This window comes from Leeuwenhoekiella obamensis (assembly GCF_055391795.1).
Window position 1 is genome coordinate 2513761 of the sequence record NZ_AP029251.1, and the last position, 26427, is coordinate 2540187.

Annotated in this window: 23 protein-coding genes; 7 read left to right on the plus strand and 16 right to left on the minus strand. The window is 38.7% G+C overall.

What is annotated here, in order from left to right:
* The first annotated feature begins 104 nt into the window (after window positions 1-104).
* Window positions 105-1874, plus strand: coding sequence for an aromatic amino acid hydroxylase (locus ACZ5L8_RS11185; RefSeq protein ID WP_464437515.1), 1770 nt, complete (start codon window positions 105-107; stop codon window positions 1872-1874).
* Here the strand turns inward: ACZ5L8_RS11185 and ACZ5L8_RS11190 are convergent.
* The 14 genes from ACZ5L8_RS11190 to alaS all read right to left on the minus strand — a co-directional run bounded on the left by ACZ5L8_RS11190 (window position 1871) and on the right by alaS (window position 17844).
* Window positions 1871-2245, minus strand: a complete 375-nt coding sequence (locus tag ACZ5L8_RS11190) for a response regulator (RefSeq protein ID WP_464437517.1) — start codon at window positions 2243-2245, stop codon at window positions 1871-1873. The genes ACZ5L8_RS11185 and ACZ5L8_RS11190 overlap by 4 nt on opposite strands.
* Window positions 2242-4020 carry a sensor histidine kinase gene (locus ACZ5L8_RS11195; protein ID WP_464437519.1) on the minus strand — a complete coding sequence of 593 codons (1779 nt, stop codon included), beginning with the start codon at window positions 4018-4020 and terminating at the stop codon, window positions 2242-2244. The genes ACZ5L8_RS11190 and ACZ5L8_RS11195 overlap by 4 nt, the downstream gene beginning before the upstream one ends.
* Before the next feature lie 31 nt (window positions 4021-4051).
* Window positions 4052-4663, minus strand: coding sequence for a DUF4230 domain-containing protein (locus ACZ5L8_RS11200; protein WP_462597238.1), 612 nt, complete (start codon window positions 4661-4663; stop codon window positions 4052-4054).
* A gap of 114 nt (window positions 4664-4777) precedes the next feature.
* A complete protein-coding gene (locus tag ACZ5L8_RS11205; RefSeq protein WP_464437522.1) occupies window positions 4778-5428 on the minus strand; it encodes a response regulator in 651 nt (216 codons plus the stop codon).
* A 116-nt stretch (window positions 5429-5544) separates the two neighbouring features.
* A complete protein-coding gene (locus ACZ5L8_RS11210; protein ID WP_464437524.1) occupies window positions 5545-7503 on the minus strand; it encodes a tetratricopeptide repeat-containing sensor histidine kinase in 1959 nt (652 codons plus the stop codon).
* Window positions 7503-7823 carry a hypothetical protein gene (locus ACZ5L8_RS11215; protein WP_464437526.1) on the minus strand — a complete coding sequence of 107 codons (321 nt, stop codon included), beginning with the start codon at window positions 7821-7823 and terminating at the stop codon, window positions 7503-7505. The genes ACZ5L8_RS11210 and ACZ5L8_RS11215 overlap by 1 nt, the downstream gene beginning before the upstream one ends.
* 41 nt (window positions 7824-7864) lie before the next feature.
* Window positions 7865-9820, minus strand: a complete 1956-nt coding sequence (locus tag ACZ5L8_RS11220) for a tetratricopeptide repeat-containing sensor histidine kinase (RefSeq protein WP_464437528.1) — start codon at window positions 9818-9820, stop codon at window positions 7865-7867.
* 54 nt (window positions 9821-9874) lie between these two features.
* On the minus strand, window positions 9875-10138 hold the full coding sequence (locus ACZ5L8_RS11225; protein ID WP_464437530.1) for a hypothetical protein: 264 nt from the start codon (window positions 10136-10138) through the stop codon (window positions 9875-9877).
* A gap of 162 nt (window positions 10139-10300) precedes the next feature.
* Window positions 10301-10708 carry a hypothetical protein gene (locus tag ACZ5L8_RS11230; RefSeq protein WP_464437532.1) on the minus strand — a complete coding sequence of 136 codons (408 nt, stop codon included), beginning with the start codon at window positions 10706-10708 and terminating at the stop codon, window positions 10301-10303.
* 64 nt (window positions 10709-10772) lie between these two features.
* Window positions 10773-11489: a DUF6498-containing protein gene (locus tag ACZ5L8_RS11235; protein WP_464437535.1), complete on the minus strand. Its 717-nt coding sequence runs from the start codon at window positions 11487-11489 to the stop codon at window positions 10773-10775.
* A gap of 75 nt (window positions 11490-11564) precedes the next feature.
* Window positions 11565-13460 (minus strand): PQQ-binding-like beta-propeller repeat protein, encoded by a 1896-nt coding sequence (locus tag ACZ5L8_RS11240; protein ID WP_464437538.1) that lies wholly within the window; start codon window positions 13458-13460, stop codon window positions 11565-11567.
* 200 nt (window positions 13461-13660) lie between these two features.
* Window positions 13661-14173, minus strand: a complete 513-nt coding sequence (locus ACZ5L8_RS11245; protein WP_464437540.1) for a DUF6252 domain-containing protein — start codon at window positions 14171-14173, stop codon at window positions 13661-13663.
* A gap of 94 nt (window positions 14174-14267) precedes the next feature.
* On the minus strand, window positions 14268-15215 hold the full coding sequence (locus tag ACZ5L8_RS11250; protein ID WP_464437542.1) for a GSCFA domain-containing protein: 948 nt from the start codon (window positions 15213-15215) through the stop codon (window positions 14268-14270).
* A gap of 16 nt (window positions 15216-15231) precedes the next feature.
* On the minus strand, window positions 15232-17844 hold the full coding sequence (gene alaS / locus ACZ5L8_RS11255; protein WP_464437544.1) for an alanine--tRNA ligase: 2613 nt from the start codon (window positions 17842-17844) through the stop codon (window positions 15232-15234).
* Between the two features lie 131 nt (window positions 17845-17975).
* Between alaS and ACZ5L8_RS11260 the strand changes: the two genes are divergently transcribed.
* The 5 genes from ACZ5L8_RS11260 to ACZ5L8_RS11280 are packed head-to-tail and all read left to right on the plus strand — an operon-like array spanning window position 17976 to window position 21148.
* Window positions 17976-18953 carry a M23 family metallopeptidase gene (locus tag ACZ5L8_RS11260; protein ID WP_464437546.1) on the plus strand — a complete coding sequence of 326 codons (978 nt, stop codon included), beginning with the start codon at window positions 17976-17978 and terminating at the stop codon, window positions 18951-18953.
* Window positions 18953-19282, plus strand: coding sequence for a MerR family transcriptional regulator (locus ACZ5L8_RS11265; protein ID WP_462597225.1), 330 nt, complete (start codon window positions 18953-18955; stop codon window positions 19280-19282). Before ACZ5L8_RS11260 ends, ACZ5L8_RS11265 begins: the two co-directional genes overlap by 1 nt.
* A 15-nt stretch (window positions 19283-19297) precedes the next feature.
* Window positions 19298-19888 carry a LemA family protein gene (locus tag ACZ5L8_RS11270; protein ID WP_464437548.1) on the plus strand — a complete coding sequence of 197 codons (591 nt, stop codon included), beginning with the start codon at window positions 19298-19300 and terminating at the stop codon, window positions 19886-19888.
* A gap of 10 nt (window positions 19889-19898) precedes the next feature.
* A complete protein-coding gene (locus ACZ5L8_RS11275) occupies window positions 19899-20342 on the plus strand; it encodes a TPM domain-containing protein (protein WP_464437550.1) in 444 nt (147 codons plus the stop codon).
* Window positions 20339-21148, plus strand: a complete 810-nt coding sequence (locus tag ACZ5L8_RS11280; protein ID WP_464437552.1) for a TPM domain-containing protein — start codon at window positions 20339-20341, stop codon at window positions 21146-21148. Before ACZ5L8_RS11275 ends, ACZ5L8_RS11280 begins: the two co-directional genes overlap by 4 nt.
* Window positions 21149-21220: 72 nt before the next feature.
* Here ACZ5L8_RS11280 and ACZ5L8_RS11285 read toward each other — a convergent pair whose 3' ends face one another.
* Together ACZ5L8_RS11285 and der are read right to left on the minus strand one after the other, a co-directional pair.
* Window positions 21221-23977, minus strand: a complete 2757-nt coding sequence (locus ACZ5L8_RS11285) for an outer membrane beta-barrel protein (protein WP_464437553.1) — start codon at window positions 23975-23977, stop codon at window positions 21221-21223.
* An 81-nt stretch (window positions 23978-24058) separates the two neighbouring features.
* Window positions 24059-25360 carry a ribosome biogenesis GTPase Der gene (gene der / locus ACZ5L8_RS11290; RefSeq protein ID WP_464437555.1) on the minus strand — a complete coding sequence of 434 codons (1302 nt, stop codon included), beginning with the start codon at window positions 25358-25360 and terminating at the stop codon, window positions 24059-24061.
* A gap of 237 nt (window positions 25361-25597) precedes the next feature.
* Here der and ACZ5L8_RS11295 point away from each other — a divergent pair, with 237 nt between their 5' ends.
* Window positions 25598-26398, plus strand: a complete 801-nt coding sequence (locus ACZ5L8_RS11295; protein ID WP_464437557.1) for a DUF547 domain-containing protein — start codon at window positions 25598-25600, stop codon at window positions 26396-26398.
* The last annotated feature ends 29 nt before the right edge of the window (window positions 26399-26427 follow it).

Sequence of the window (26427 nt, forward strand, 5' to 3'; positions counted from 1 at the left end):
GAATAATTTACAGTCAATGTTAAATTCTCAAAAATACCATTCAAAATATAAGAAATTTATATTTGCAGCGATATAACTTAACAGAGATATTGCTAATTTTGAGTATGGCTGATTTACTTGATGAAAATATAAAAAGCAATCCACTTATTGACCGATTGCCACCGCATTTAAAGCAATTCATTAAACCGCAAAACTATGAAGATTACACACCTATAAATCAGGCGGTGTGGCGATATGTGATGCGCAAAAATGTAGATTATCTAAGTAAAGTTGCTCACAATTCTTATCTAGACGGCCTTAAGCAAACGGGTATTTCTATCGATCACATCCCAAATATGTACGGGATGAATCGTATTTTAAAAGAAATTGGCTGGGCGGCCGTTGCCGTTGATGGGTTTATTCCACCGGGTGCATTTATGGAGTTTCAGGCGTATAATGTGCTTGTGATCGCATCAGATATTCGGCAGTTAGAACATATTGAGTACACACCCGCTCCGGACATCATCCATGAAGGCGCTGGCCACGCTCCTATTATCGCAAATCCTGAATATGCAGAATATCTACGTCGATTTGGCGAAATAGGCTGCAAAGCGATCTCTTCGGCAAAGGATTATGAATTGTATGAAGCGGTGCGCAAACTCTCTATTTTAAAAGAGGCAGAAGACACGCCACAAGAAGAAATTGATACCGCTGAAGCAAAAGTGAATCACCTGCAAAATAACATGGGTGAACCCAGCGAAATGGCGCGTATTCGCAATTTGCACTGGTGGACGGTTGAGTATGGCTTGATCGGTACAACCGAAAACCCAAAGATCTATGGCGCAGGATTGCTATCTTCAATAGGTGAAAGCAAATGGTGCATGACAGAAGAGGTTAAAAAACTAGAATATAGTCTAGCCGCAGCAGATCAAGAATTTGACATCACAAAACCTCAACCACAGTTATTCGTAACCCCAGATTTTGCATATTTAAGCCAAGTGCTAGAAGAATTTGCAAATACAATGGCCTTGAGAACAGGTGGCCCTGACGGACTGAAAAAACTCATAAATTCTAAAGCCTTAGGCACTGTAGAATTAAGCACAGGACTTCAAATTTCGGGAGAGTTTACAGATATGGTGACGCATAAAAATAAGGTTGCCTATTTACAAACCACTGGTAAAACGGCGCTCGCTTATCGCGAAAAGGAATTAGTAGGCCACGGAACTAAAATTCACACAAAAGGCTACGGCACGGCATTAGGCAAGCTCAAAGGCATCAATCTGGCTATTGAAGATATGAGTCCGCGTGATCTTAAGGCTTACAAAATTTATGAAGGTGAGCAAGTCTCTTTAGAATTTGAGGGCGGCATTGTTGTAAAAGGTAAGATCATAACCGGCACCCGAAATCTTAAAGGTAAAATCCTGCTGATAAGTTTTACAGATTGCACGGTAACTTACAACGACAAGATTCTTTTCAAACCAGAATGGGGACAATATGATATGGCTGTGGGCAAGAAGATCACTTCTGCTTTTTCCGGGCCGGCAGATTTTAATTCTTTTGATCTTATCACGCATGTTTCGAGCACAAATACGATCAAGGCAAAAAAGAGTGAAAAGCGCCAACAATTAGAAGATCTGTATGCTACTGTGAGAAATCAGAGAGAAGGGAATGCTGAGAACTTTTCGCCGAAAGGCATATTAAAAACCCTGCAAGAAGATCATCCTCACGACTGGCTCTTAGCCTTAGAACTTTATGAGTGGGCTTTCGCCAAAGGTGATCAAACCGAACAGCAAGAAATATTAACATACCTAAAACAGTTTAAAGGCAAGCGAGCAAAGATCGCGCACCTTATAGAAGATGGCTTAGAATTGATAACTGAAGGCGTTGCTCGTTAAACTTCTAGTTTTGTAAGATCCTCAACTGAAAGTGGTTTCACCAGATATTTTGAAACTAGGCGAGACTGCTCTGCTCTTATTTTATCATACTGATCTATGGAACTCGTCAAAAGATAAATAGGCGTTGAATGATCAATATTTTGTTGTTCTAACTGTTCTAAAAATCCCCAACCATCCATCACTGGCATGTTGATATCTAGAAAGATAAGATCTAGATCTTCGTTAGAGCTGGTAATCCCATTTATTGCTTCTTTACCATTAAAATAAACGGTTACATCTTCACAAAAACCAGAAATACGAAGGATTTTTTTAAATGCAAATACAAAAATCTCATCGTCGTCAATCACGCAAACTTTTTTAAGCTTTGTCATACGAATTCAATTTTAAATGTAGTTCCTTTTCCTTCTTTGCTCTCTACACCTATGGAACCACCCATAACTTCTATTTGACTTTTCGTCATATAAAGACCTAAGCCTCTAGACTCTTCATTATTATGAAAGGTCTTGTACATTTTAAACATTTTATCACCATAGCGATCAAGGTTAATTCCTAGACCGTTATCCTCAACGTAAAGAATTACAGAGTCGCCTTGCCTTTCTGACCTGAAATTTATGAAACATTTTTTTTCTAAGTCACAATACTTTATCCCGTTAGTAAGCATGTTAAGAATTATACTATCAAGATATGCGGGTACGACATTAACTATTATCTCATTATCAACCATGTTTCTAACAGTGATATTCTTTGAGATGATCAATCCTTTTGTCGCTTCTATCGCATTATCGATATTAGCTTTGAGGTTAACACGTTCTCTTTCTTTATCCTCAATATCTACAGCGATCACTTCATTAAGATGATCTATTGTTTCTGCCAGCATAACAGATGCTTTTTTAAGCATCTGCAATTGATTTTCTTTTTCAGCCTCATCATCTTCAAACTCCATAAGCGTAAGCAACATAGAGATATTGCTTGTATGTGACCTGAGGTTATGCGAAACAATGTGTGCAAAATTAATCAATCTATCATTTTGCTTTGTTAGCGCTTCTAGGTACTGATCGTTTTTCTTAGTACTCTCAACAAGTTCTGTGACGTCGTTTAATTGCACTACCAATTCTTGAGAATTATCATCTCTATCTCTGTTAATATAGAGGTAACAATCAACATAAATTGGTTTTCCTTTGAGTGTAAAAAGTGGGACTTGCCGCTGAACACCTGTCTTCTCACTATTAAGAACTTTATAAAAATCCTGAACCAATACAGATTTGTCCTCTCTATTTACAAAGCTCAGCAATTGTTTGTCAATAATCTCAGAACTTGAACCTTCAAACATGTCTTGTACAGGGCGATTTATAGTTAGGATCTTATATGACTTAAGATCCATTGTAACAAAGCCCACTAGCGCACTATCTAATACTTTTTCATAACGCTCTTTTGCATCTCGCAGCAATTGTTTGCGTTGCTTTCTTTCTGTTATATCTTGAAAAGTACCTACTAATCTTACTGGTTGCCCATTTACAAATTCGGCTTGTCCTCTTGCATTTACATCTACCTGGTTGCCTGTATAATCTTCTATTACTAAATCTACATTATAAGACGTTTTTTCGGCGATCGCTTGCCCAACAGCCGCATCTATGATCGCTCTATTCTCACCTTTATAAAAAGCTAAAGCATTTGTCATATTTGGCTGAAAATCTTCAGGGACACGATGTATTTGTCGTGTTACGGTGCTCCAGTGAATCTGATCATTAAGAAGATTTACTTCCCAATAGCCTATATCAGCCACACGATTAGCCATTTCACATAAGTGATGCAATCTATATTCTTGCCCGCTCAACATGGTTACCCATTGAATGTACAAGGTATCTTCGCCAAATTTTCTAAGCTTCCATTTATAGCTTAGCGAGCGACTCTCATCTTCTCCTAAAATAAAAGCCTCGCTTTGAGCAAATGCGCGATCTATGGCTTTATTGAAATCTAGGCGATCTACATAGCGTGCTTTATAGATATTATCAGTTTCATCAAATTCATCTTTCCATAAGTCTGAATGCGCTTTGATCTTGCCAGTTGCAGGATCAACCAGCGCCATGACTATGGGAAGTTCACTGATAAAAACAGATAGATCTGTAATGTCAAGTACATCTTTCATCAACTAGGTTTTTCATAAAAAGGATTACATTTTATAACAGTTCTTCAATAGTTTGGGGCGAAGAAATTGTTTCATTTTTATACGCTAATGTCCAGCCTAAAGTTTTAGACAGCAGGTAGATATTAGACAGTTCTGTGATCAATCTATTTTTTGCATTCTCCTTAAGGCCAGATTCTTTTATCTTTTTTGCGATTATCGCATTTGTGCGCTTCTTGATCTTATTATAATCTTCTGATTTAAATTGGTTGAGATAATCCTGCTCAATATCGTAGAAATCTATATCAGGATGTATCTTGATCTCTGGCTCTGGAATTTTTGTTATGCGGATAACTTTATTTTCTTGATCTATTTCAGTCTCTAGCGCGTGTAGATCATAAGCCACAGTAACATCTGCATTGATTATGATAAGCGCTTTCTTTTTCGCCGAAAGGACATCAAAATAAAATTTCTTAGAATCTTGATACGTGAAGACTTGTGAGAAGTGCCCCTCTGTAACAACGAGCTTGCCTACGTTAGAAATTTGCTCTTGTATAAGGCGAGTTTCTTGAGTTAATTGATCAGAATCATCATACTTTTTTACCACAAAATTTATGGTAAAAACAATGAGCAGGGTCGCGATCGCGCCAAGCAGGATTTTTCTCATCAGTAACTATGTTAGGGGCCTGAGTTTTTGTGATACTTAAGTATAACGCAAACTTCTGGTTACTAAGGTAAGAAATATGATCCTAAATTAGAATAGAGAAAGTAAAATATTATTTTAAATAATATTGTGGCTTTTCGCCTTTTGCACGGCTTCTATCTTGCTGTGCACTTGTAGTTTTTTGTAAATATTTTCAATATGCTTGCGCACGGTGCTAGGCGATAAAAACAGATGTTCTGCGATCACGGTATAGCTCAAACCTTTTGCTAATTGCTCTAAAACATCAACTTCACGACTAGATAATGAGATCTCTTCTCTACTCGCTGCATTGTCAATCGACTCAGGATTGCGCAGTAATTTTAGCGTTTTCATCGCGATGCTAGGATTCATCGCTGCGCCACCAGCTAAGGTTTCATGAATGCCTTTATGCAAAACATCTGGAGCAATGTCTTTAAGCAAATAACCATCTGCGCCCGCCTTGATCGCGTTAAAAATGTTTTCATCGTTATCAAAAACCGTAAGCATGATGATCTTAATATGTGGATATTTTTGCTTGACGATCTGCGTAGTTTCAATACCATTAAGAACCGGCATCTCAATATCCATAAGGATCACATCAATATTGTGATTGTCTTCTAACTTCTTAAGCAACTCTGCGCCATCCATCGCCGCGCATCTAAGATCAAATTCATCAAAGAATGAAAGTTTCTCAGCTACTGCTTTGCTCAAAAAAGTATTATCGTCAACTATGGCGGTTTTAATTTTCATCGGTTCGGTTAGTTTTATGGCGAGATAAACTTAGCACATCTATACGGCTTTAAAAATAAGGCAACTGCCTTAGATTTTTTTACCTTTTGGCTTTAAGCCAAAAGAAATCATACAATTCACCTCAACACATTGTCATTTTTAAAAATGATACTTGTACCATTTTCCTTTTTACTTATAACATCTACAGTCGCATTGATCTCTGAAGCTCTCTTTTTCATATTTCTAATACCATTACCCGGAAGATAATTCTCAAGATCAAAGCCTTCACCATCATCTGTGATCGTCACTTTTAACGTTTGCTCTACTCTTTCAAAAGCAATAATAATATGTTGAGGATTTGCATATTTTATCGCATTGTTCACCGCTTCTTGAATGATCCTAAACAGGTTGATACCTTCTACAGAGGTTAGCATTAATTCTTTATTAATCCCATGGCCAACGGTAAATTTAAAATCAACTTCTTGCGCCGAAGATTGTGCGCGCTCTATGTAATTTGAAATTCTATTTTGCAGATCTTCTACAGAAATAGACTCTTTGTTCATCGCCCAGATCGTGTCTCTCAACTCATTGATGGTTGTGGCTGTAAATGCACTAATCGACGTAAGTCTATTTGTGATCTTATCATCTGCATCGCCTAGAGCAAACTTTAAATTATCTATGCTGCTAATGATAAAAGTAAGTTGCGACCCAATGTTATCATGAAGATCCCTACTGATGCGTAAACGCTGTTCTTGTAGCCTATTTTGTGTCTCGATCTTAGCAAGAGCGATCTTAAGTTCGTTCTCTTTTTTGAGTTGGCGGTTCTTTAATTTCTGCTGATTGTAAAGCAAATACCCTATTAAACCTAAGATCACGGCCAGCCCAAAACCGCCATAAATAAAGGCATTCTTACGTTTTACCTGCAGTTCTTTTTCGGCGAGCTCTGCGCGTTGCTCTAAGATTTGATTTTCTTTTTTCTCTGACTCGTATTTTGCATCAAGTTCTGCGGTAACTTCTTGAATTTGTCGTTCAGATTTTTCAGTATAGATCGTGTTAAGCTTTGTGATATAATAGCTTGTACTATCTACCGCGCGTTTTGCAGCATGAACTTGTATAAGACCTGCGTAAATATTAGGCATTTTCTCATTGTATTCTTGAGCATTGATACGTTTTTTCGCGTTAAGCAAAATATCATACGCTGTATTATAATTGCCCAGCCCGATCTCGATCTCAGCTAGAGAAATACGCGAACTCTCAACCAAGCTCAACATTCCCAATTTTTGACGCTCTTCTATAGATCGCTGTATCGCAACTTTTGCCTCCTTATAATCTCCTCGCCATGCATAAATATTTGAGAGATTATTATAAGCCGCTCCCAGTGGTTTGCTAGCATTTATATCTGTCGCCAGGGCAACTGCTTTCTCAAAATTTTGCTCTGCTGTTGCAGTATCTTTTAAAAATAAATATGCAATTCCCTTATTGATTATAGAATTTGCCTCTGGTTCTACAAGACCATTTTTTCTAAAAAAAGCGATACATTCTTCATTGTACTCAAGCGCCTTTTTATAGTCTTTCATCTCCATAAAAAGCGATGCGATATTACTTCTTAAAATCGCCGCATCCCGCACCACGCCTTTTTCTTCAAAAATCCTAAGACCCTTATCATAATACATCATCGTACTATCAAATTGGGCTTTACGGTAAAAATTATTGCCCATTTTTGAGTAAAGCGCTGCTTGTCCCACGGTATCTTTCAGGAGTTTTCTAAGCATCAATGCTTGCCTAAATTTTGCATTAGACTCGTTATACTCACCACGCACAAAATTTACTGTACCATAATCGTTTAAGGCTTGCGCCAAAAGCACAGAATCTTCTAACTTTTTTGCTAACTCAATAGCTTTCTCGCCATAAACCATGGCGCTGTCTGTAGATACAAAAGCAGAATACCAGGTAAGATCTGCGTAGATTTTTGCCTTTTGCTCATCAGCAGGATTTTTTGCAAGTTCTGTTTTAAGACTATCTATAAGTTTTACTGGGTCTTGCGCTGCCGCGAAAAAACTTATGAGAAGAAATAGAAAGGCAAATTTTATTTTCATTAATTGGGAGGTTTCAGTGAGATGTTGTTTTGCACTACAAGTGCTTCTTTGAGATTGTATTTTAAAAGATCGTAGGTGTCAAGACCTGCTTTGCGTTTTGCTATTTGTTGTTGATGCAGAGTAAATTTCGCTTTAAGCGAAAAAACTACTTGCGCATGCTCTTTTTTTAAACCAAAATTACGCGCATAATACCAGCCCATTAAGCATAAAATCACAAATACCAAAGCTGTGATAAATGCTAAAAAACTGAATGCGTTGCTCACGCCCAGAAACCAGAACACTGCTTGCATAGTTTGATCTTCATTTTTGTTATTTAACAAAATTGAGATTTTAAACTACGCAAATACATAGGGCAACTGACCTATTCTTGCCCTAGACCGCCCAGTCTTAATTCTATTCTTGTGCCGCCATTTATTGAGCTGAATAACGCAAAATCTGCATTGATCTCTTGCGCACGCTTTTTCATGTTTTTTATACCGTTACCGGGCATGTAATTCTCAGTATCAAAGCCATTACCGTCATCTTTGATCTGCACTAAAAACATCTCTGATGGCTGTGCGATATACAGTTCTATCACGTTAGGGCTTGCATACTTCATGCTATTGTTTACCGCCTCCTGAATGATGCGATACACATTAATACCTTCTACAGAAGTAAATGTATACTCTGCCGGGATCTTATCGCTTAAGTTGTATTGAAAGTCAATATCTTCAGTAGATCGTTTTGCGCTATTAATAAAATCTGCGATACGCGGTTGAAGCTCTTCCCAAGTTATGCTGGTTTTGTTCATCGCCCAGATCGTATCGCGCAGCTCATTAATTGTACGCTTTGTAAAATCACCTATTTCATCCAGCTTGCTTGTGATTTTCAAATCATCTTTAAGTGCAAACTTCAGGTTACCTATTGCTGAAATTATAAATGTAAGCTGCGAACCAATATTATCATGAAGATCTCTACTTATGCGCAAACGCTGCTCTTCTAGCCTGTTTTGAGTCTCTAATCTTGCAAGCGCTTCTTTAAGTTCACTTTCTTTTTTGAGTTGGCGGTTCTTAAGCTTCTGCTGATTGTAAACCAGATACCCTAAAACTCCTAGAATAACGATGAGCGCAATGCTGCCATAAAGCATATTATTCTTGCGTTTTACTTCTATATCACGCTCTACAAGATCTGCTCTTGTTTGTGCAAGATCACGCTCTTTTTGCGCAGTTTTAAAACGTGTATTCATCTCTACTACCTGCTGATTTTTGCGATCATTAAGTAGAGAATCTTCTATGCTTTTGTAAGCGATATAATTTTCAAGAGCGCTTTTATAATTACCAAGTTTAATGTCTAACTCGTGCATGCGGTAGTATGCCTCAAACTGATATTTCTTATTACCGTATGCAATTGTATTGCGCATGGCACTATCTAAAATTTTTCGAGCTTCATCATACCTTCCAGTCTCTAGATAAATTTTACCCAGATTCACCAGTGTAACCCCTTTGCGATCTTCAAAACCAGGAACATTAAGGCTTTTTAAAGTATACTCTTCAGCCATTTTGTAGTCACCTAGCTTGCTATATGAATTACCAATATTAGAATAATCCACGCGCATACCGCCATAATCCTTCTTAAGCTCTAGAATGGCAAGCGATTTTTTGTTATAATACAACGCGCTGTCAAAGAGAACTCGGTCAAAGCCATTGCGCTCAGCGAGCTCATCATAAGCGATACCCAGATTATTGTAAGCGTCAGACTGCCCATCAAGATCATCATTTGCAAGCGCGATCTCCAGTGCTTCTTTACTCCACTTTATAGATTCTCTAAACTCATACATCCTATCATGTATGTAACCCACAGAAGCTAGATCTCGCACTTCACGATATGTATCATTTAACGCTCTATCTAATTCTACAGCGTCTAACATGTACTTCAAAGCTGGCGGATATTCGCCCATGCTTGTTACAATACGAGAATAAAAAGAATAGGCATCTGCTAAGATGGTATCTTGCTCTTGCTCAAACTTCTCTAGATTTTTCTCAAAATAATCTCTTGCTGCATATTGATCTAAAGGTCGCAATATATGTCCTGCTCGTAGGGTTGCATATCTACTCACAATAGATTCGTCAGCGGTGGCTGCGATCTTTTTTAGCCTTTCGGCGAAAGGTAGCGCTGCGCTATCGCCCTTTGTAAAAAGCGGGTAAGATTCTTTATATAGCTTTTGAATTTCGCGTATTTGCGCATCAGTGGTTTTTTGAGCAAATACAGTTGTAATAGAAAAAAGCATTGCCGCAACGAGAATCGCCACAGACGATTTCTCCTTAAAAGCTTGTAACATGGGTTAGGTTTTAACTTGTAATAAAAATAATCTAAAAATCAACAAATCAAATTTTTATACAAATAAATCGTAACCAAACTCTGGCAGAACCAAAAGAATAATTACAAGAAGAAGAAAAAAATAATTGCTTTTTGCCAGCCAATGTCCGGGACGTTCACGCCACATTAATCGTGTGATAAAAATTGCCACCAGCCCCACTGGGAGCGTTAATAGCAAATTAATGTATCCCGCACCACCCAATGCAAAAAATATTGCAAGCAGACTAAAGAGCGTAGCCGTGACCGCATAAACACCCAATCTTGTCTTATGGCTTTGCATTCTGCGAGTGATTTTGGCTACAGCCAAATAAAACAGAAAAAAAAGCACATAACTCAACAAAAACGGAATGAGCAACAAATACCCAAAATCTGTATAAAGAAGAAAATTTTTCATCTTAAAAACGGCGTGAGTGATCTTTTGGCTTAAAGCCAAAAAACAGTTTTATTGAGCCATCGCTTCACTACCCGTTTCACCTTCAATGTAGATCGTTCGCACGGTTTTAAAAACCTCATCACACAACTGAAAGTTGATTGCCTCGCCGTCAAAAACATCGTTAGAAAGCAACATGCCCAGCGCTTGAAAACTCACTTCCATTTCTGGATCATTCACTTTTTCTGGAATGGCGACCATCCTGAAATTATACACGCTGTCTTTAGTGACTTGTATAGATTTTGTAGTGCCATCTGTAAATTGAATTTCTTGTAGAAACTCGCCTGTGGCTTCTGCTTTTCCTTTTAAGGCTGGATCTTTATAGTACACCTCTGTGCCATCATAAACGACCTTGTCACCATAATTAGAACAAGCAAAAAATGTAATAGCTAAAACTGCTAGTAGTAGAATTTTTTTCATGATTAAGATTTTTACAGTCACATAGTTACAACACATTGACCATTTACAGAATAAGGCAAATGCCCTATTCTGTAAATTGCTCAAGCGATTTTTCGATCTGTAGGATCTCTTCTGGATCTTTCGCGATTTTAATAGCCAACTTTTTAAGCAAGGTAGAATCTGATTTAATACCTATTATAATAAGATCTACAGCGAGTCTCAAAACGATCAGTAATATTGCTGCTGCAAGCCCCGCGTTAAGCACCACAAGGAAGAATGCAGCTATAATCACCACAAATTGCTGAATGATGATGCGCAGATAAGGTTTCATGAATATCTCATCTGGGCCGTAATCTTTGTATTTCTTAGGTTTCCAGAAATTGGTGAAAAAATAGGATAGATTGGTAAACAAGATAGATGCTAACGCCATTAACATACCTGGACTAAGCAATGCTTCCCAATATGCATCAAAAACTCCCTGCGATGAAAGTGTATCGATCCCAAAAAAACCAAACACAAAAGCTGACTGCACACCCACGAAAATCCCATAATGAAATATAAAAAAGGGTATTATGCCATACCCGTTAAAACCTTTAGAATCTGGTTTTGGTGGTTTACCATGTTTTACAGTTAGAAAAAGTTTTACCACATGGATCAACCCGATGATCACAGTTTCTAAAAAATATGTGATCACGATCATAAATGCATCTGCGGCACCTATCACAAGAAGCATTAGTAAAAAAAGAGCATTAAGATATACTGTAGTATTATCTCCTGTCGGTCTAAAAATTTCTTTTATCATTTTCTTGAAAATTAAAATGGCCGCACTTCCCCCTAAATCAGTGCAGCCATTTTGTAAGCCAAATAATTCCCTTAATTATTTGGTTAAATCATATGCATAAATAGTTTTATTATCAGCCATGTAATACAGCACACCACCTACTTCATCTACTTCATATTCTGGCTTTTTATCTTTAAGAACAATTTCTTTTTCTACTGCACCGCTGTCTTTATTAAGTTTTACAAGGCCAACACCGTCATCAAGTTTAGTAAGTGTAAACTGTGCATTCTCTGTCGCAGCACTTGCTTTAAAGCGAGTAGATAAATATTCAAAAGATGCGTTAGCAATACCGCCAAACATATCTGAAGCCATTTTTGCTTGCTTACCAGTTTCATTATAAGAATCTAGATCATTCATATCATAACCAGTACGGTTTGCTCCTGCCTGTGCTGATGAAGCAACCAGCATTGCCGTAGATGCTACAGCCATGATCCCACCAAAGATCTTTCCTGCTGTGCTTCTTCCTGGAGATTTGTAATATTCCTGCCAAGCTACATCTCCATCAAAACCTACAAGCGCGGCATTCTGGTCACTACCTAAGAAGATTCCGCCATCGCGTATTTGAAGCGTTGTTGGGTTTTCCTTTTCATCAAATTTTACTTTTGCAAGCGTTGTTACTTCGCTAGAATTTTCATCTATCGCTAATAATTCATCGTCTGCATTGATAAGATATCTTCCGTTTTTAGCATCATAACCACTAGTAACCGAAGCAGCTTTTTTGTATTTGATTGGTTTCTTCCAGACTTGATCTCCTGTATTAAGATCTACAATATTCGCATCTTCGCTAGTGATGTAGATCAGACCTTTTGGCGTCTCAGCCATAGTAAGAATATTTTCTCCTGTCTTTAATGGCTTTTTAAATAATGCATTCCCATCGTAAGAAACTTTGTTGATCCCGCCTTCATAGATCCCGAAAAGAATACCATCATCCATGGTGTAAAAATGCTGCACAAAACCTTTAGTTTTTGGTGCTTTATCCCAAAGATCTTCTCCGTTTGTAGCACTAAAAAGCATGATCTTAGACTCTGATCTTCCTGCAAGAATTGATTTACCAGAAGTATCTTTATCACTTACCACAACAAGACCTTGAGGCAAGATCTCAAACTTTGAAACCACACCTTGAACTTTTGCTGCGTCCTTCCAAACTTCTGCGCCATCGGTTCCTATTTTGTAGATCTCTGTATTGGTTTTATTAGGATTTGTTTCAAAAGCATAGATGTCTTTTTCATCCATGTTTGTTGTCATCCACTGTGCGTTTTTCACTTTATTTTCCCAAAGCGTTTTACCATCATGTGTTTTTGCCACGATCCCTTGAGAAGTTGGGATAAGCATTTTGTCTTTAAGCAATAGCGGAGTTCCTGTCACTACCCAAACACGAGCAGTAGTTTTACCCGGCTCATTGATAAAAAACGAATAATCTAACTTACCGCTTAACAGATCATAAACAGCGATCTTCACTGTGTTGTTCTCTGCCATGTTTCCACCTTTTTGAAGTCCGCTAATAACAAGTTTATTATCTGGCATGATCACATCTGCAGTTTGCACAGTCTTCCAGTCGTTTTTTTCTGTACTAAAGATCACCTCACCAGAGATATAATCTATAAGCGCCTTTTTGCTAGACATAGATGCAAGCGCTTTAATACCGGCAACACCTCCCTGATCTACCATTAGATATGGAGAATTAGGAATGTATTGAACTTCCTCTGGCTTTACCTTGCCATAATCAGTGAAATTAAAAACCAGCTCATTGCTTCCTGGTTTAATTCCTACCAGACCATCATTTGTAGAAACCACAAGCGTTCCCGCAAGTGTAAGCGTCATATCATTAATATTTGCTCCCACATTATAAGTGTAATCTGGAGCTTCAGCCTTTTGCGCAAACACACAAGAAGTGCTTATCATAAGCGCAAGAATTAGTAATGTATTTTTCATAATCTGAGGTTTTTATGTACATGACAAATGTGGTGAGATGTCATTTTTTTATCAATAGGGCAATTGCCGTATTTATGCCGTATTCTTTAAAAAAATATGAGGTTATCTTTTTGGCTTAAAGCCAAATAAAAAGAGCCGGCATGAATAAAAACTCAAGCCGACTCCATGTAAAAACCTCAACATATGAGATCTTAAATGTCTTAATTGCGAATGTCTACATTGAAAGAGCCTTCGCTTATCACTTTAGAATCGCTAATGTTCTGGTTGTTGTAACCGGTAAAACTGAAAGTTCCCTGCACATTGTCACCCGGCGTGTATGAAGATATCTTGATCTCACCATTTGTAGAACCGTCTGTCACCGTGCTGTAGAGCATCACACTATTAAAATCTGACGGATTTTCTAAATACGTATAAGTCCCTAAATTAATGTTGTTTAATTGATACGTTCCCTCGCCGTCAAAGCCCACAAGAATAAACTGGATGTTCTCGCTATCTGCGCTTCCACCAGTGATCGCCAGCGTGCTTACGCCACCACTATTGCTTTCTTCAGCAGTGGTTGCGGCAGACATAGATTCATAAGATTGCCCGTCAACTTTTGCAGTTAATGTTCCATTTGCAGATGCGCTTGTACCGCCATCGTCATCACTTTTGCACGAGGTAAATGCCGCGGCAAATACCATAAGTACGATCATTATTTTACTTGAAAATTTCATTTTGATTTGGTTATTGATTTCTGAGGATAAAAGTATCTCGAGATCACAAACCAAAACATAGGGCAGTTGCCCTATTTAACTCACAAATAGAATTTTAAAACGTAATATGCGGAACTTTTTTAAGCAATGAAGATTTTTTCTCATCTAGCTTACGCAGAAATTTTTGATGTGCTGTAGATGCAGGATTGAAGGGTTTGTGCTGCATATCGCGCAAGATGGCGATCACTTCAGGGAGGATTTCTTTGGCTTTCGCCGAAAGGTGAACTTCAATAAATTTTTCCCAGATGTAGTCTATCGCCAAAGCATTGGGATGCACTAGATCACGGTCATAAAAACGATAATCACGCAATTCATCCATCATAATTTCATATGCGGGAAAATAGGTTGCAAGCGCTTCTTTTTCTATCAGCTCATGCACGGCAGCAATGAGATGCGCTTTGCTACGCTGATTCTCAACAAAGCCGTCTTTAATGTGTCTCACGGGAGAAACGGTGACGATAACCTCAAGCGCTGGGTTGAGGATTTTGAGGTTTTCAATAGTGGTTTTTAGCGAAAGTTTGATTTCTTCAACCGTGGCCAACTCCTTATTAAACGCAGCTTGTGGCACTTTATGACAGTTGGCTACGATCTCACCACTTTCTTTAAAACGATAACCCCAGGCGGTGCCCAGGGTCAATATCACATGCGTGGTATTTTTAAGAAAAGTCGTTGTGTTTTCAATTGCTGTATTTAAGCTGTCAACTACCTTTTCTGCGTCAGCATCGCTAAAATCACTATGCGCAAATGCGCAGTGATAACGCTCGTTCACAAACCACAGATCATCTTTTGTAAAGCGATGATTCTTGACAACAAAATCAACAAATCTGCCTATCGCAAACGGATGAAATAGAATCCCAAAAGGATTCACTTCAACCTGAAATTTATGTTCGCTAAGCTTCGACCCAATATTTTCAATAAAACAAGAACCTAACATTAAAACCTGCGAATCGTAATCAATCTCGATTCCTGAAGGCTTTAATGGGATTGTCGTTTGAAGTTTCAAATTATCTACTTGCTTCTTATGAAATGTAATTCTTAGCCTCAGCCAGCGCTTGCGCAATTCCGTCTGGGTTTTTACCACCGGCAGTTGCAAAGAACGGCTGACCGCCACCACCACCTTGGATAAATTTACCAAGCTCTCGTACAATGGTTCCTGCGTTTAGGTTTTTGGCTGTAGCCAAATCTTTAGAAATATAGCAGCTCAACAAAGCTTTGCCGCCTTGGCTTGAAGCCAAAAGCAAGAACAAATCGTCAATCTCGCCACCCAACTGAAAAGCAAGATCCTTCATTCCGGCAGCGTCAAGGTCAACTTCTTTTGCAAGGAAATTAACTCCGTTTACAGTTTCAACTTCATTCTTGAGTTCGCCTTTAACGTTCATGGCTTTCTCTTGAAGTAAAACCTCTATTTGCTTTTTAAGGCTGTTGTTTTCCTCCTGAAGATTCTCAATGGCTTTTGCAGGTTCTTTAGTATTGTTTAAAGCCGATTTTATCTGGATCATCTGCTCATCTTGATCTGCAAAATAATTCATCACGGCATCGCCTGTGATCGCTTCAATCCTGCGTACACCAGCTGCAACGGCACCTTCAGACTTGATCTTGAAATACCAAATATCTGCTGTGTTTGCCACGTGCGTTCCACCGCATAATTCCATGGATTTCCCAAAGCGGATGGCACGAACACTGTCGCCATATTTCTCACCAAAAAGCGCAATGGCTCCTTGCTCAAGCGCTTCTGCATAAGCGATATTGCGTTGCTCCTCAAGCGGCAATTGCTCACGGATGCGGGCGTTTACAAACTGTTCAACATCTTTGATCTCATCTGCTGTCATTTTAGCAAAGTGAGAAAAGTCAAATCGTAAATAACCGCTGTGCACCATGCTTCCCTTTTGCTCAACGTGCGTCCCTAGAATGGTTCTCAACGCTTGATGCAAAAGGTGAGTCGCGGTATGGTTTGCAGCCGTGCGACCGCGCTGTTTCTCGTCTACAACCGCATCAAAGGTTTCCTGCGGATTTTTTGGCAGGTTCTTCACAATGTGGATGATAAGATTGTTCTCTTTCTTCGTATCGATGATGTAAACCACATCGCCATTAGACGCTTCAAGATATCCCTTGTCTCCTACCTGGCCACCGCCTTCTGGATAAAATGGGGTAAGATTGAACACCAGTTGGTACTGATCGCCATCCTTTTTTGTCGTGAATTTGCGGTATCGAGTGATCTTTACTTTCGCCGTAAGGCTATCATAGCCTATAAATTCTTCGTCTGTGTCGTGGTGCAGCTCAACCCAATCGTCTGTCTCAACTTTAGTCGCAGCGCGTGAACGCTCTTTCTGTTTTTGCAACTGCTCATGGAAGCCTTTTTCGTCAAGCGAAAAACCACGCTCTGAAAGGATCAACGCAGTAAGATCAATAGGGAAACCATAAGTGTCATAAAGCTCAAACGCCTTGTCACCGCTCACTTCTTTTCCGCTGGTTTGCTGTATAATATTTTCTAGAAGAACAAGACCTTGATCTAATGTTTTAAGAAAAGAGATCTCTTCTTCTTTGATCACATTCTGAATTAAGTTTTGCTGCTTTTTAAGCTCTGGGAAGGCTTTGCCCATTTCGCTGACAAGCACGTTAACCAACTTAAAAATGAATGGTTCTTTAGTTTCTAAAAATGTAAATCCATAACGAATCGCACGACGCAAAATACGGCGAATCACATAACCAGCACCCGTGTTGCTAGGCAATTGCCCATCTGCGATGCTAAATGAAACCGCACGCACGTGATCTGCGATCACACGTATGGCAATATCAGTTTCTTCTGTAACGCCATATTCGCTATTAGTGATCGTTTTTATCTCGTTGATGAGCGGCATAAAAACATCTGTATCATAGTTTGATGTTTTGCCTTGAAGCACCATACAAAGACGTTCAAAACCCATCCCGGTATCAATATGTTTTGCCGGTAGATTCTCTAGACTTCCGTTTGCCTTACGGTTAAATTGAATGAATACAAGATTCCAGATCTCAACCACCTGTGGGTGATCTGCATTTACAAGATCTTTACCAGGTATTTTAGCTTTTTCTTCGTCAGAACGCAGGTCTACGTGAATCTCAGAACAAGGTCCGCAAGGTCCTTGATCACCCATTTCCCAGAAATTATCCTTCTTATTCCCGTTAAGAATACGGTCTTCATCTATCAATTCTTTCCAGAAATCATAAGCCTCTGTGTCACGTTCTAGATCTTCTGACGCGTCACCTTCAAAAATGGTTACATATAACTTAGATTTATCTATTTTGTAGACTTCCGTCAAAAGTTCCCACGCCCAAGAAATCGCCTCTTTTTTAAAGTAATCACCAAAGCTCCAGTTGCCCAGCATCTCAAACATGGTGTGGTGGTAAGTATCCTTACCCACTTCTTCAAGGTCATTATGTTTACCGCTTACGCGAAGACACTTCTGCGTATCTGTCACACGCGAGTTCTTTGGCACGGTATTTCCTAAAAAATATTCTTTAAACTGGTTCATCCCAGCATTGGTGAACATAAGTGTAGGATCGTCCTTGATCACCATAGGTGCAGATGACACGATCTCATGCTTTTTAGATTCAAAAAAAGATAGGAATGTATTACGTATTTCTTGGCTTTTCATCAATGGATATTATTGTGGAATTTGACATGTAGTCAAAAACGACAAACTATTTTATATATTTGTTCGTTTTCCCTTTGAAAATAGCAGCTTACTGCAATTTTTTACATGGCAAAAATAGGATTTTTCAACTTATGTCTAAGGTTAAATATTATTACGACAGCGAGACGCTGAGTTACCGAAAAATAGAGCGCAAAAAAGGGCGCCGGTTAGGCATTGCCGTACTGTCTATTCTAGGTGCTTTCTTAGCAGGTTTCTTGCTACTTATCGTTTACCTCAATATACCTAATATTGAGACTCCACGAGAAAAAGCATTAAGACGCGAGCTTCAAAACATGAAATTACAATACAACGTCCTGAACAAAAAAATGGACCAAGTAGAAGTAGTTCTTGATGAAGTAGAACAGCGCGACAACAACATTTACAGATTATATTTTGAGGCAAACCCCATTCCTGATGAGCAACGCAAAGCAGGTTTTGGTGGGGTTAACAGATACGCAAGTTTAGAAGGTTTTGACAACTCTAAAATGATCGTTGAAGCTCATAAAAGACTTGACATTCTTACAAAACAACTTGTTGTACAAAGTAAATCGCTAGATGAAGTTGCTATTCTTGCAGAAGAGAAAGAAGCTTTTCTCGCTGCGATACCCGCAATTCAACCCGTAGCAAATAAAGATCTTACAAGAATCGCATCTGGTTACGGATTTAGAACAGACCCTTTTACAAAACAACGCAAAATGCACTGGGGTATGGATTTCACCTCTCCTCGAGGAACTCCCGTCTATGCAACTGGTGATGGCGAAGTGATTCGTGCAGATAATAATGCAACAGGTTATGGTAATCACATTCGTGTAGAACATGGGTATGGTTATGTTAGTCTGTATGCGCATTTATCAAAATACAATGTACGCAAAGGTCAAAAGGTAAAACGTGGTGATCTTATAGGTTTTGTGGGAAGTACAGGCCGCTCTGAAGCGCCTCACTTGCATTACGAGATCTTTAAAGATGACCAGCGCATTAACCCTATTAACTTCTATTACGGTAATCTTTCTCCAGAAGAGTTTGACGTTATATTAGAACGTGCTCAACTTGAGAACCAATCGCTGGATTAATGCACGTAAACCTTCCTGAAAAACTATATTATAGTATTGGCGAAGTCGCAAAAGCGTTTAACGTCAACACATCACTTATCCGTTTTTGGGAGAAGGAATTTGATGTAATTCAACCTAAGAAAAACGCAAAGGGTAATCGCAAGTTCACCCCAGAAGACATCAAAAATCTGGAGTTTATTTATCATTTAGTAAAAGAGCGAGGTTTCACTCTTGAAGGTGCAAAAACACATCTTAAAGAGCATAAAAAACCTACGCTAGATAAATTTGAACTCATAAGAAAATTAGAAGGCATTAAAGCCCAACTCAACGAACTAAAAGAAAATCTATAACAACCAAATAAAGCAATGAAAAAAGGAATAATAGCAATTATAATCATCGTTGGCGTCATAATTCTTGGCGCACTCTACGTGGGAAGTATAAACAACACCATGGTAGAAAAAGACGAAGCTGCAACTGGCCAATGGGCAAATGTTGAAAGTAGCTATCAGCGTCGTGCAGATCTTATCCCAAACATCGTGAACACCGCAAAAGGTTATGCCGAGTTTGAAAAAGAAACGCTTACGCAGGTTATTGAAGCTAGAGCCAAAGCTACTTCGGTAAACATTGACGCCAGCAACATTACACCAGAAAATATCGCTGCTTTTCAACAAGCACAAGGCGGACTTACCTCTGCGCTTTCAAGATTATTGGCAACATTTGAGCAATATCCTAACTTGAAAGCAAACGAGAATTTTAAAGAGCTTATTAACGAACTAGAGCGTACCGAAAATCGTATCAACGTTGAGCGTAATCGCTTTAATGGCGCAGCTCAAGATTACAACACATACATCAGAAAATTTCCTAAGAACATCTTTGCTGGCATGTTAGGCTTTGAGCGCAAAGGATATTTTAAGGCAGATGAAAGCGCTAGCGAAGCTCCTACTGTAGAATTTTAAAAAGCGCCTTATGGCTTCAAAAGTAGAAGACTTCTTAACCGCCGATGAAGAGCAGGAGATCGTTGCCGCCATCCGCGAGGCAGAGCTGCAAACCTCTGGAGAAATACGTGTGCATCTTGAAAAAAAGTGCTCCGTTAGCGAAGCTCTAGAGCGTGCTAAAGTGATCTTCCATGAGCTTAAAATGGACAATACAAAGGAGAAAAACGGCGTGTTGATCTATGTGGCTATAGAAGATAAAAAGTTTGCCATTTGTGGCGACACAGGCATCAATGCCGTAGTTCCTGATAACTTCTGGCAAAGCACACGCGATGTGATGCAATCACATTTTAAATCACAAAAATTTAAGACCGGCCTGGTAGAAGGCATTAATTCTGCGGGAATTCAACTTAAAAAATTCTTCCCATGGGATACTGATGACATTAATGAACTACCTGACGAAATCTCAACTTCTTGAAAATTTCAAATCACATTTACAGAACCGTCCTAGCAAGTGTAATCTTTGTTATATGCCTTTCGGCGAAAGCTACTGCGCAATATGACATACCAGATGTTCCTAGCAAAGAAACCAGTGTTTATGAATACGACACTAATGTTTTAAGCACAGCTGAAAGGCGCTCATTAGAACAGAAGCTTACCAGTTATGCTGATACTACCTCAACGCAAATAGTTGTGGTGATCATCCCAAGTACAAAGGGAGAAGACATTAGTTTTCTGGGTGCAAAATGGGGACAAAAATGGGGCATCGGTCAAAAAGGAAAAGACAACGGCATTCTTATCACACTTGCTGTAAACGATCGCAAGGTTGACATCAATACCGGTTATGGCATTGAAACCATCGTAACAGATCGCATGGCAGAACAGGTTATCAACCGTGTGATAATCCCTCAGTTTAAAAGCGGCAATTATTATGCTGGCCTAGATAACGGCACAGATGTTTTAATTGAAATGCTTCAAGGGAATTACAAAGGTGAACCTGTAAGCAAAGGAAGCAAGCTGAGCAAGATCATTCCTGTTCTTATTTTCATCATAATCGTATTCTTCTTCATAGGCGCTAGAAACAATCGTGGCGGCCCGGGAAGTCGCGGCGGTGGCGGCGGTTCATTGCTTGATGTTATCATTTTAAGTAGCTTAGGACGCGGCGGTTTTGGCGGCGGCGGCGGCAGCTTTGGTGGTGGCGGAAGTTTTGGCGGCGGTGGCGGCTTTGGCGGTGGCTTCGGTGGTGGAGGCTTCGGTGGGGGCGGCGCTTCCGGCGGATGGTAAAAACGAATAAAATAAAAAAAGGATCACGCACAGGTGATCCTTTTTTTATTTTATTTGGCGAAAGCCAGATAATTAATATCTGCGCCATCGAGATTCTCTCACTTCTCCTTTTTGCCCCAAAGTGTTGAACTTATATGTAAGACTGAACATAAAATACTGCTGCAAAACGGTACTTTGAACGTCTTCTATATAATCCTGAGTCGCCATTCTGCGAGCGTTTGTGTTTTGCTTTAAAAGGTCATACACTTTAAGCGTTGCAAGTGCATTTTCTTTAAAGAATGTGTAGGTTAAAGAAGCATTCCAGAAGACTGCGCTTTTATTAAATCCTGCAGCAACGTTAGGGTTTGTGATATACCGAATATCGTTACGCCACTCAAGGCTTTTTGGAATTGTTGTACTTGTCGAAAGTCCTAACTCATGACGCACAAATCTTTGATCTGCTCTAGACTCAAGGTCAAAACTATTCTTAGAAAAAGACACATTATAATTAGGTCTAAACTCCATTACATCCCTCCATGTGAAGTCTACATTAAGACTTGGAGAATATGAGGTTGTTCTACTTGCATAAAGCACCTCGTTATTGAAGTTTATATTTCTATTTGTACTTGCGCTCATGTTAAGACTAACGCGCAAGCTTCTCACGGTGTCTAGCTCAATGTTCTTTGAATAACCACCATAAGCACCCATTCTAGATCTACCGTCAACGTTAGTATATGTTGTGGTTCTCTCAAAGGTATTTGGATCTATCGTACTCTTAGAGATAACTGAGTTGTTATTGAATTCTGCATTAAGACCTATGTTAAATCCAGAACGCGCTTGCCAGTCATAATTATTAAAATAAAAGTACATAGAGTGCGACGACTCTGGCACCAGATTAGGGTTACCAGTTCTAATATTAAGCGGATTAGAAATATTTACAAATGGCGAAAGTTGATAAACACTTGGCGCATCATTTCTCAGGTTATAATCTGCATAAATACTCGCTTTCTCACTAAAGCGCTTTCTTATGTTCGCACGCGCTTCGATCGCATCAAAGGTATTGTCAAATTGAATATTACGAATTGCATCATCACTATCCAACTTAATATTGAGATAAGCGACATTAGCTCTAATTCGCATATCACTTTCTCTATCTGTATATTGAATTCCTAACTCTGGTCTAGAGGTCTGATTTGTATTTGTAAAGTCTGTACTTTGATCAGGATTAAAGATCGTATATCCATTAGCATCTGTATCAAAATCATAAACACTTTGCTGATCTTCCTGCCTATTTTTTCTAAATCTATACTCAGCGCTCACAAACAATTTTTCTGCAATTACAGGAATGCGCCATTGCCCGTTAAGACTGTAATTCATCGAGCCACTTTCACCATCAGTATATTGATCGCGCACTATTGTTTCTGGCTCATCACCATAGATCTCTGTTACAGAATTATTATAGCCATCGTTGCGATCTTCATTGATCCTGTTATCTATGCTTACGCGAAAAAAACCACCCTTACTTCCATAATTTCTTGTAATATTTAAGTCGTTTGAAAAGTTTCGGCCGGTATTGTATCCATTAGAATTAGAGGTACTCTCGTTAGTTAAATCTCTATTTTCATCTCTTGTTTCTTCTTCCCTATTATAACGTGAATATCGCTCGTTATAACTAAATTCTGGTCGTACTTCAATAAACCAAGTAGAATCGATCTTTGTTTCAAAACGGGTATTCACACGATGATTATCATTAGAATTCACTGAAGAAGATGAAGACTCTGAAAAATAGCGATTCGTTGGAAGGATATTTTCTCTTTGTGAGTAACTATCATTATAAGAATTACCTGCAGAATACAAATAATCTGTACTTATCTCTGTATTCTTTCCGTAATCGTCACCATAATTAAAACCACCTGTTCTGGAGTTTGTAATTCCTTGTCCACCGCCAAAATTGACGTTACGAGCATTCCCGAACATTTTCTCTATTTCGCCATAGCTAAAACCTGGAACATTAATGTTATTACCCGCTCCCAGTGCACTTAATTGCAAGCCGCTACTAAAGTCCATATACGTAAAAAGACCTGCGTATTCAAAACGTTTATCTGTACCGCCGCCTAGCGTTGCTCTACCAAAGACTCCTCGACTTCGCTCTTTTTTTATGGTGATATTGATAGACTTGTTTTGACCATCACTCATCTCGCCGGTAAAAGCTTCAGATTTAGATTTTGTATCGCTCACCTGGATCTTATCTACCATTTCTTTAGTAAGCGTTCTTGTAGTTACGGTAGGATCGCCAGAGAAAAATGGTTTTCCGTTTACAAGGATCTCATTTACCGGTTTACCATTTATGGTAATTTGACCATCAGGATCAATATCTACACCAGGCAATTCTTTAAGAAGATCTTCAACATTTGCTCCTTGAGCAGTTTTAAAAGAATCTGCATTAAATTCTAATGTATCCTTTTTAATTCTTACTGGAGGCCTTCTTGCTTTAATGATCACATCACCCAGAGATTCTATCTGTAACTCTAAAGGAATGTCGTTTAAAACAATTTCTTTGCTTTTTGAAAGGTCTACTTTTTTCTCAAAAGGAGTGTATCCCACAAAACTCACGTAAACGTTTAAAACATCGTGACCTGAGCGTCCTTTGAGTTCAAATTTTCCATCAGCATCTGATATGGTGTAAGTTACCATTGAACTGTCTGTAACAGTCTCTGCAAATACCGTGGCTGCTTCTAATGGAGATTTGTTTTCTGCATCTACTAATCTACCCGAGATGCTAAATTGTTGCGCAGAGGCAATACTTGTCAAACTCATAAAGATGAGCAACAAATAATAATTGTATTTCATACGTTTCTTGATTGGTATACGAAATACCACAATTTTCATCCCAATAAGAAACGACTAAATCGATTTAAGAAAACTTTAACACTACTTCTTCCTGAAGAAGATCGTAATAGGAACTCCTGTAAAATCGTATTCTTTACGCAGTTTATTTTCTAAGAAACGTTTATATGGATCTTTAAGATATTGCGGCAGATTACAGAAAAATGCAAACTGTGGATACATTGTAGGCAATTGCATGCAGTACTTGATCTTTACATATTTCCCTTTATATGCTGGCGGTGGAGTAGCTTGTATCACAGGCAGCATATAATCATTAAGCACACGCGTTTTAATACGTTTGCTTCTATTTTCATGAACAGCTACTGCAGTTTCGATCGCTTTGTAAACACGCTGCTTTGTAAGTGCAGATATAAACACAATTGGCACATCTGTAAAAGGCTCGATCTGTTCTTTTATATATTTTTCAAACTGCTTCATGGTCTTGCTTTCTTTCTCAACAAGATCCCATTTGTTCACAAGGATGACAATACCTTTATTGTTTCTTTGGGCTAACCAAAAGATATTTTGCACCTGTCCATCAAAACCACGAGTCGCATCTACCACTAGCATTACAACATCACAATTCTCGATCGCACGCACACTACGCATTACGCTATAGAATTCAATGTCTTCCTTAACTTTTGCCTTACGGCGAATACCAGCAGTATCAATTAAATTAAACTCAAAACCAAAACGGTTATACTTCGTATCAATAGCATCACGCGTTGTACCAGCAACATCTGTCACGATATAGCGATCTTCACCTATAAGTGCATTGATAAAACTAGATTTACCAGCATTAGGTCTTCCTACAACGGCAAAACGAGGTAAAGTTTCCTCTACTTTTTCTTCCTTTTCTGGTAGAGCTTCTACAACAGCATCAAGCAATTCTCCTGTACCGCTACCGCTCATACCAGCGATAGTATAATATTCTCCTAGACCTAGACTATAAAACTCAACGGCGTCATTTTCGCGCATAGCGTTATCAACCTTATTCACTGCAAGAAAAACAGGTTTATCTACACGGCGAAGCAAATTTGCAACGTCTTCATCCATGCCGGTAACGCCACTTTCTACATCTACAACAAAGATTATAGCGTCTGCTTCATCTATGGCAAGTTCTACCTGTTTATCGATCTCTGCTTCAAAAACGTCATCACTACCGCGCACATAACCGCCAGTATCAATTACAGAAAACTCTCTTCCATTCCAATCTGTCTTACCATAATGTCTGTCTCTGGTAACACCACTCACCGAATCAACAATGGCCTCACGGCGCTGGATCAAACGGTTAAAGAATGTTGACTTTCCTACATTAGGTCTTCCTACGATCGCTACAATGCTCATATTATATCATTTTATACCGCTGTTGCGGAATGCTGCAAAATTACTATTATTCTTGTTGTTATAGCATTGTTATTTTTATTGTGATTTTTTATGTGAGATTCCTTTTCGCGAAAGCGAAATTCTTATCAAAAAACCTCTAAACTCACAAGGTTTTACCAATTATGTTAAGCTTGCTGTTAATGTCGTTTTTATACAACCACGAGTATGTATCTTACGTAAATGATACAAAAGCACACCATGAAACGTTACCTTACTATTGCTATTATTCTTACATTTTTATGCACCACGCAGAGTTGCAACTTACTTTCGGCGGCGGGTATTTCTAGCCAAGGTCAACCTACTAAAGAGGTTACTGGCGATCTTACATCAACCACGGCAAATAGCGCTGTAAACCTTGATCACAGCGACTGGACTACTTTGCTTAAAAAACATGTGAGCAATGCTGGTTTAGTAGACTATAAAGGTTTTGCAAGTGATAAAGCAGCACTGCAAGAATATCTAGATTATCTATCTTCTCAAGATCCTGATAATGACTGGAGCGTTCAAGAATTGTTAGCATATTACATCAATTTGTATAACGCATACACGGTTAAGTTGATACTAGATAATCCTAATGTAAAAAGCATAAAAGATATTGACGGCGCTTGGACTAAAGCCATCGTTCCTGTAAGAGGCAAGAAACTTTCGCTAGGAGGAATTGAAAACGGAATTCTAAGAAAAATGAATGAACCTAGAATTCATTTTGCCATAAACTGCGCATCTATGTCTTGCCCAAAATTGATGAATGAAGCTTACACCGCTGCATCAATTAATGAACAATTACAAAAGGCTTCTGAAGAATTTGTGAATTCTGACAAGAACGATATTTCAAAAAACAGCCCTAAGGTTTCTTCGATATTTGATTGGTACAAAAAAGATTTTATTACAGACGAAGCTCCCAAGGTAATTGATTACATCAACAAATTCAGTAAAACGCAGATCAACACAAGCGCGACCTTAAGTTATAAAGACTACGACTGGAACTTAAACAAACAATAATTACCGAGAATAAATCTATAATTGAGAAT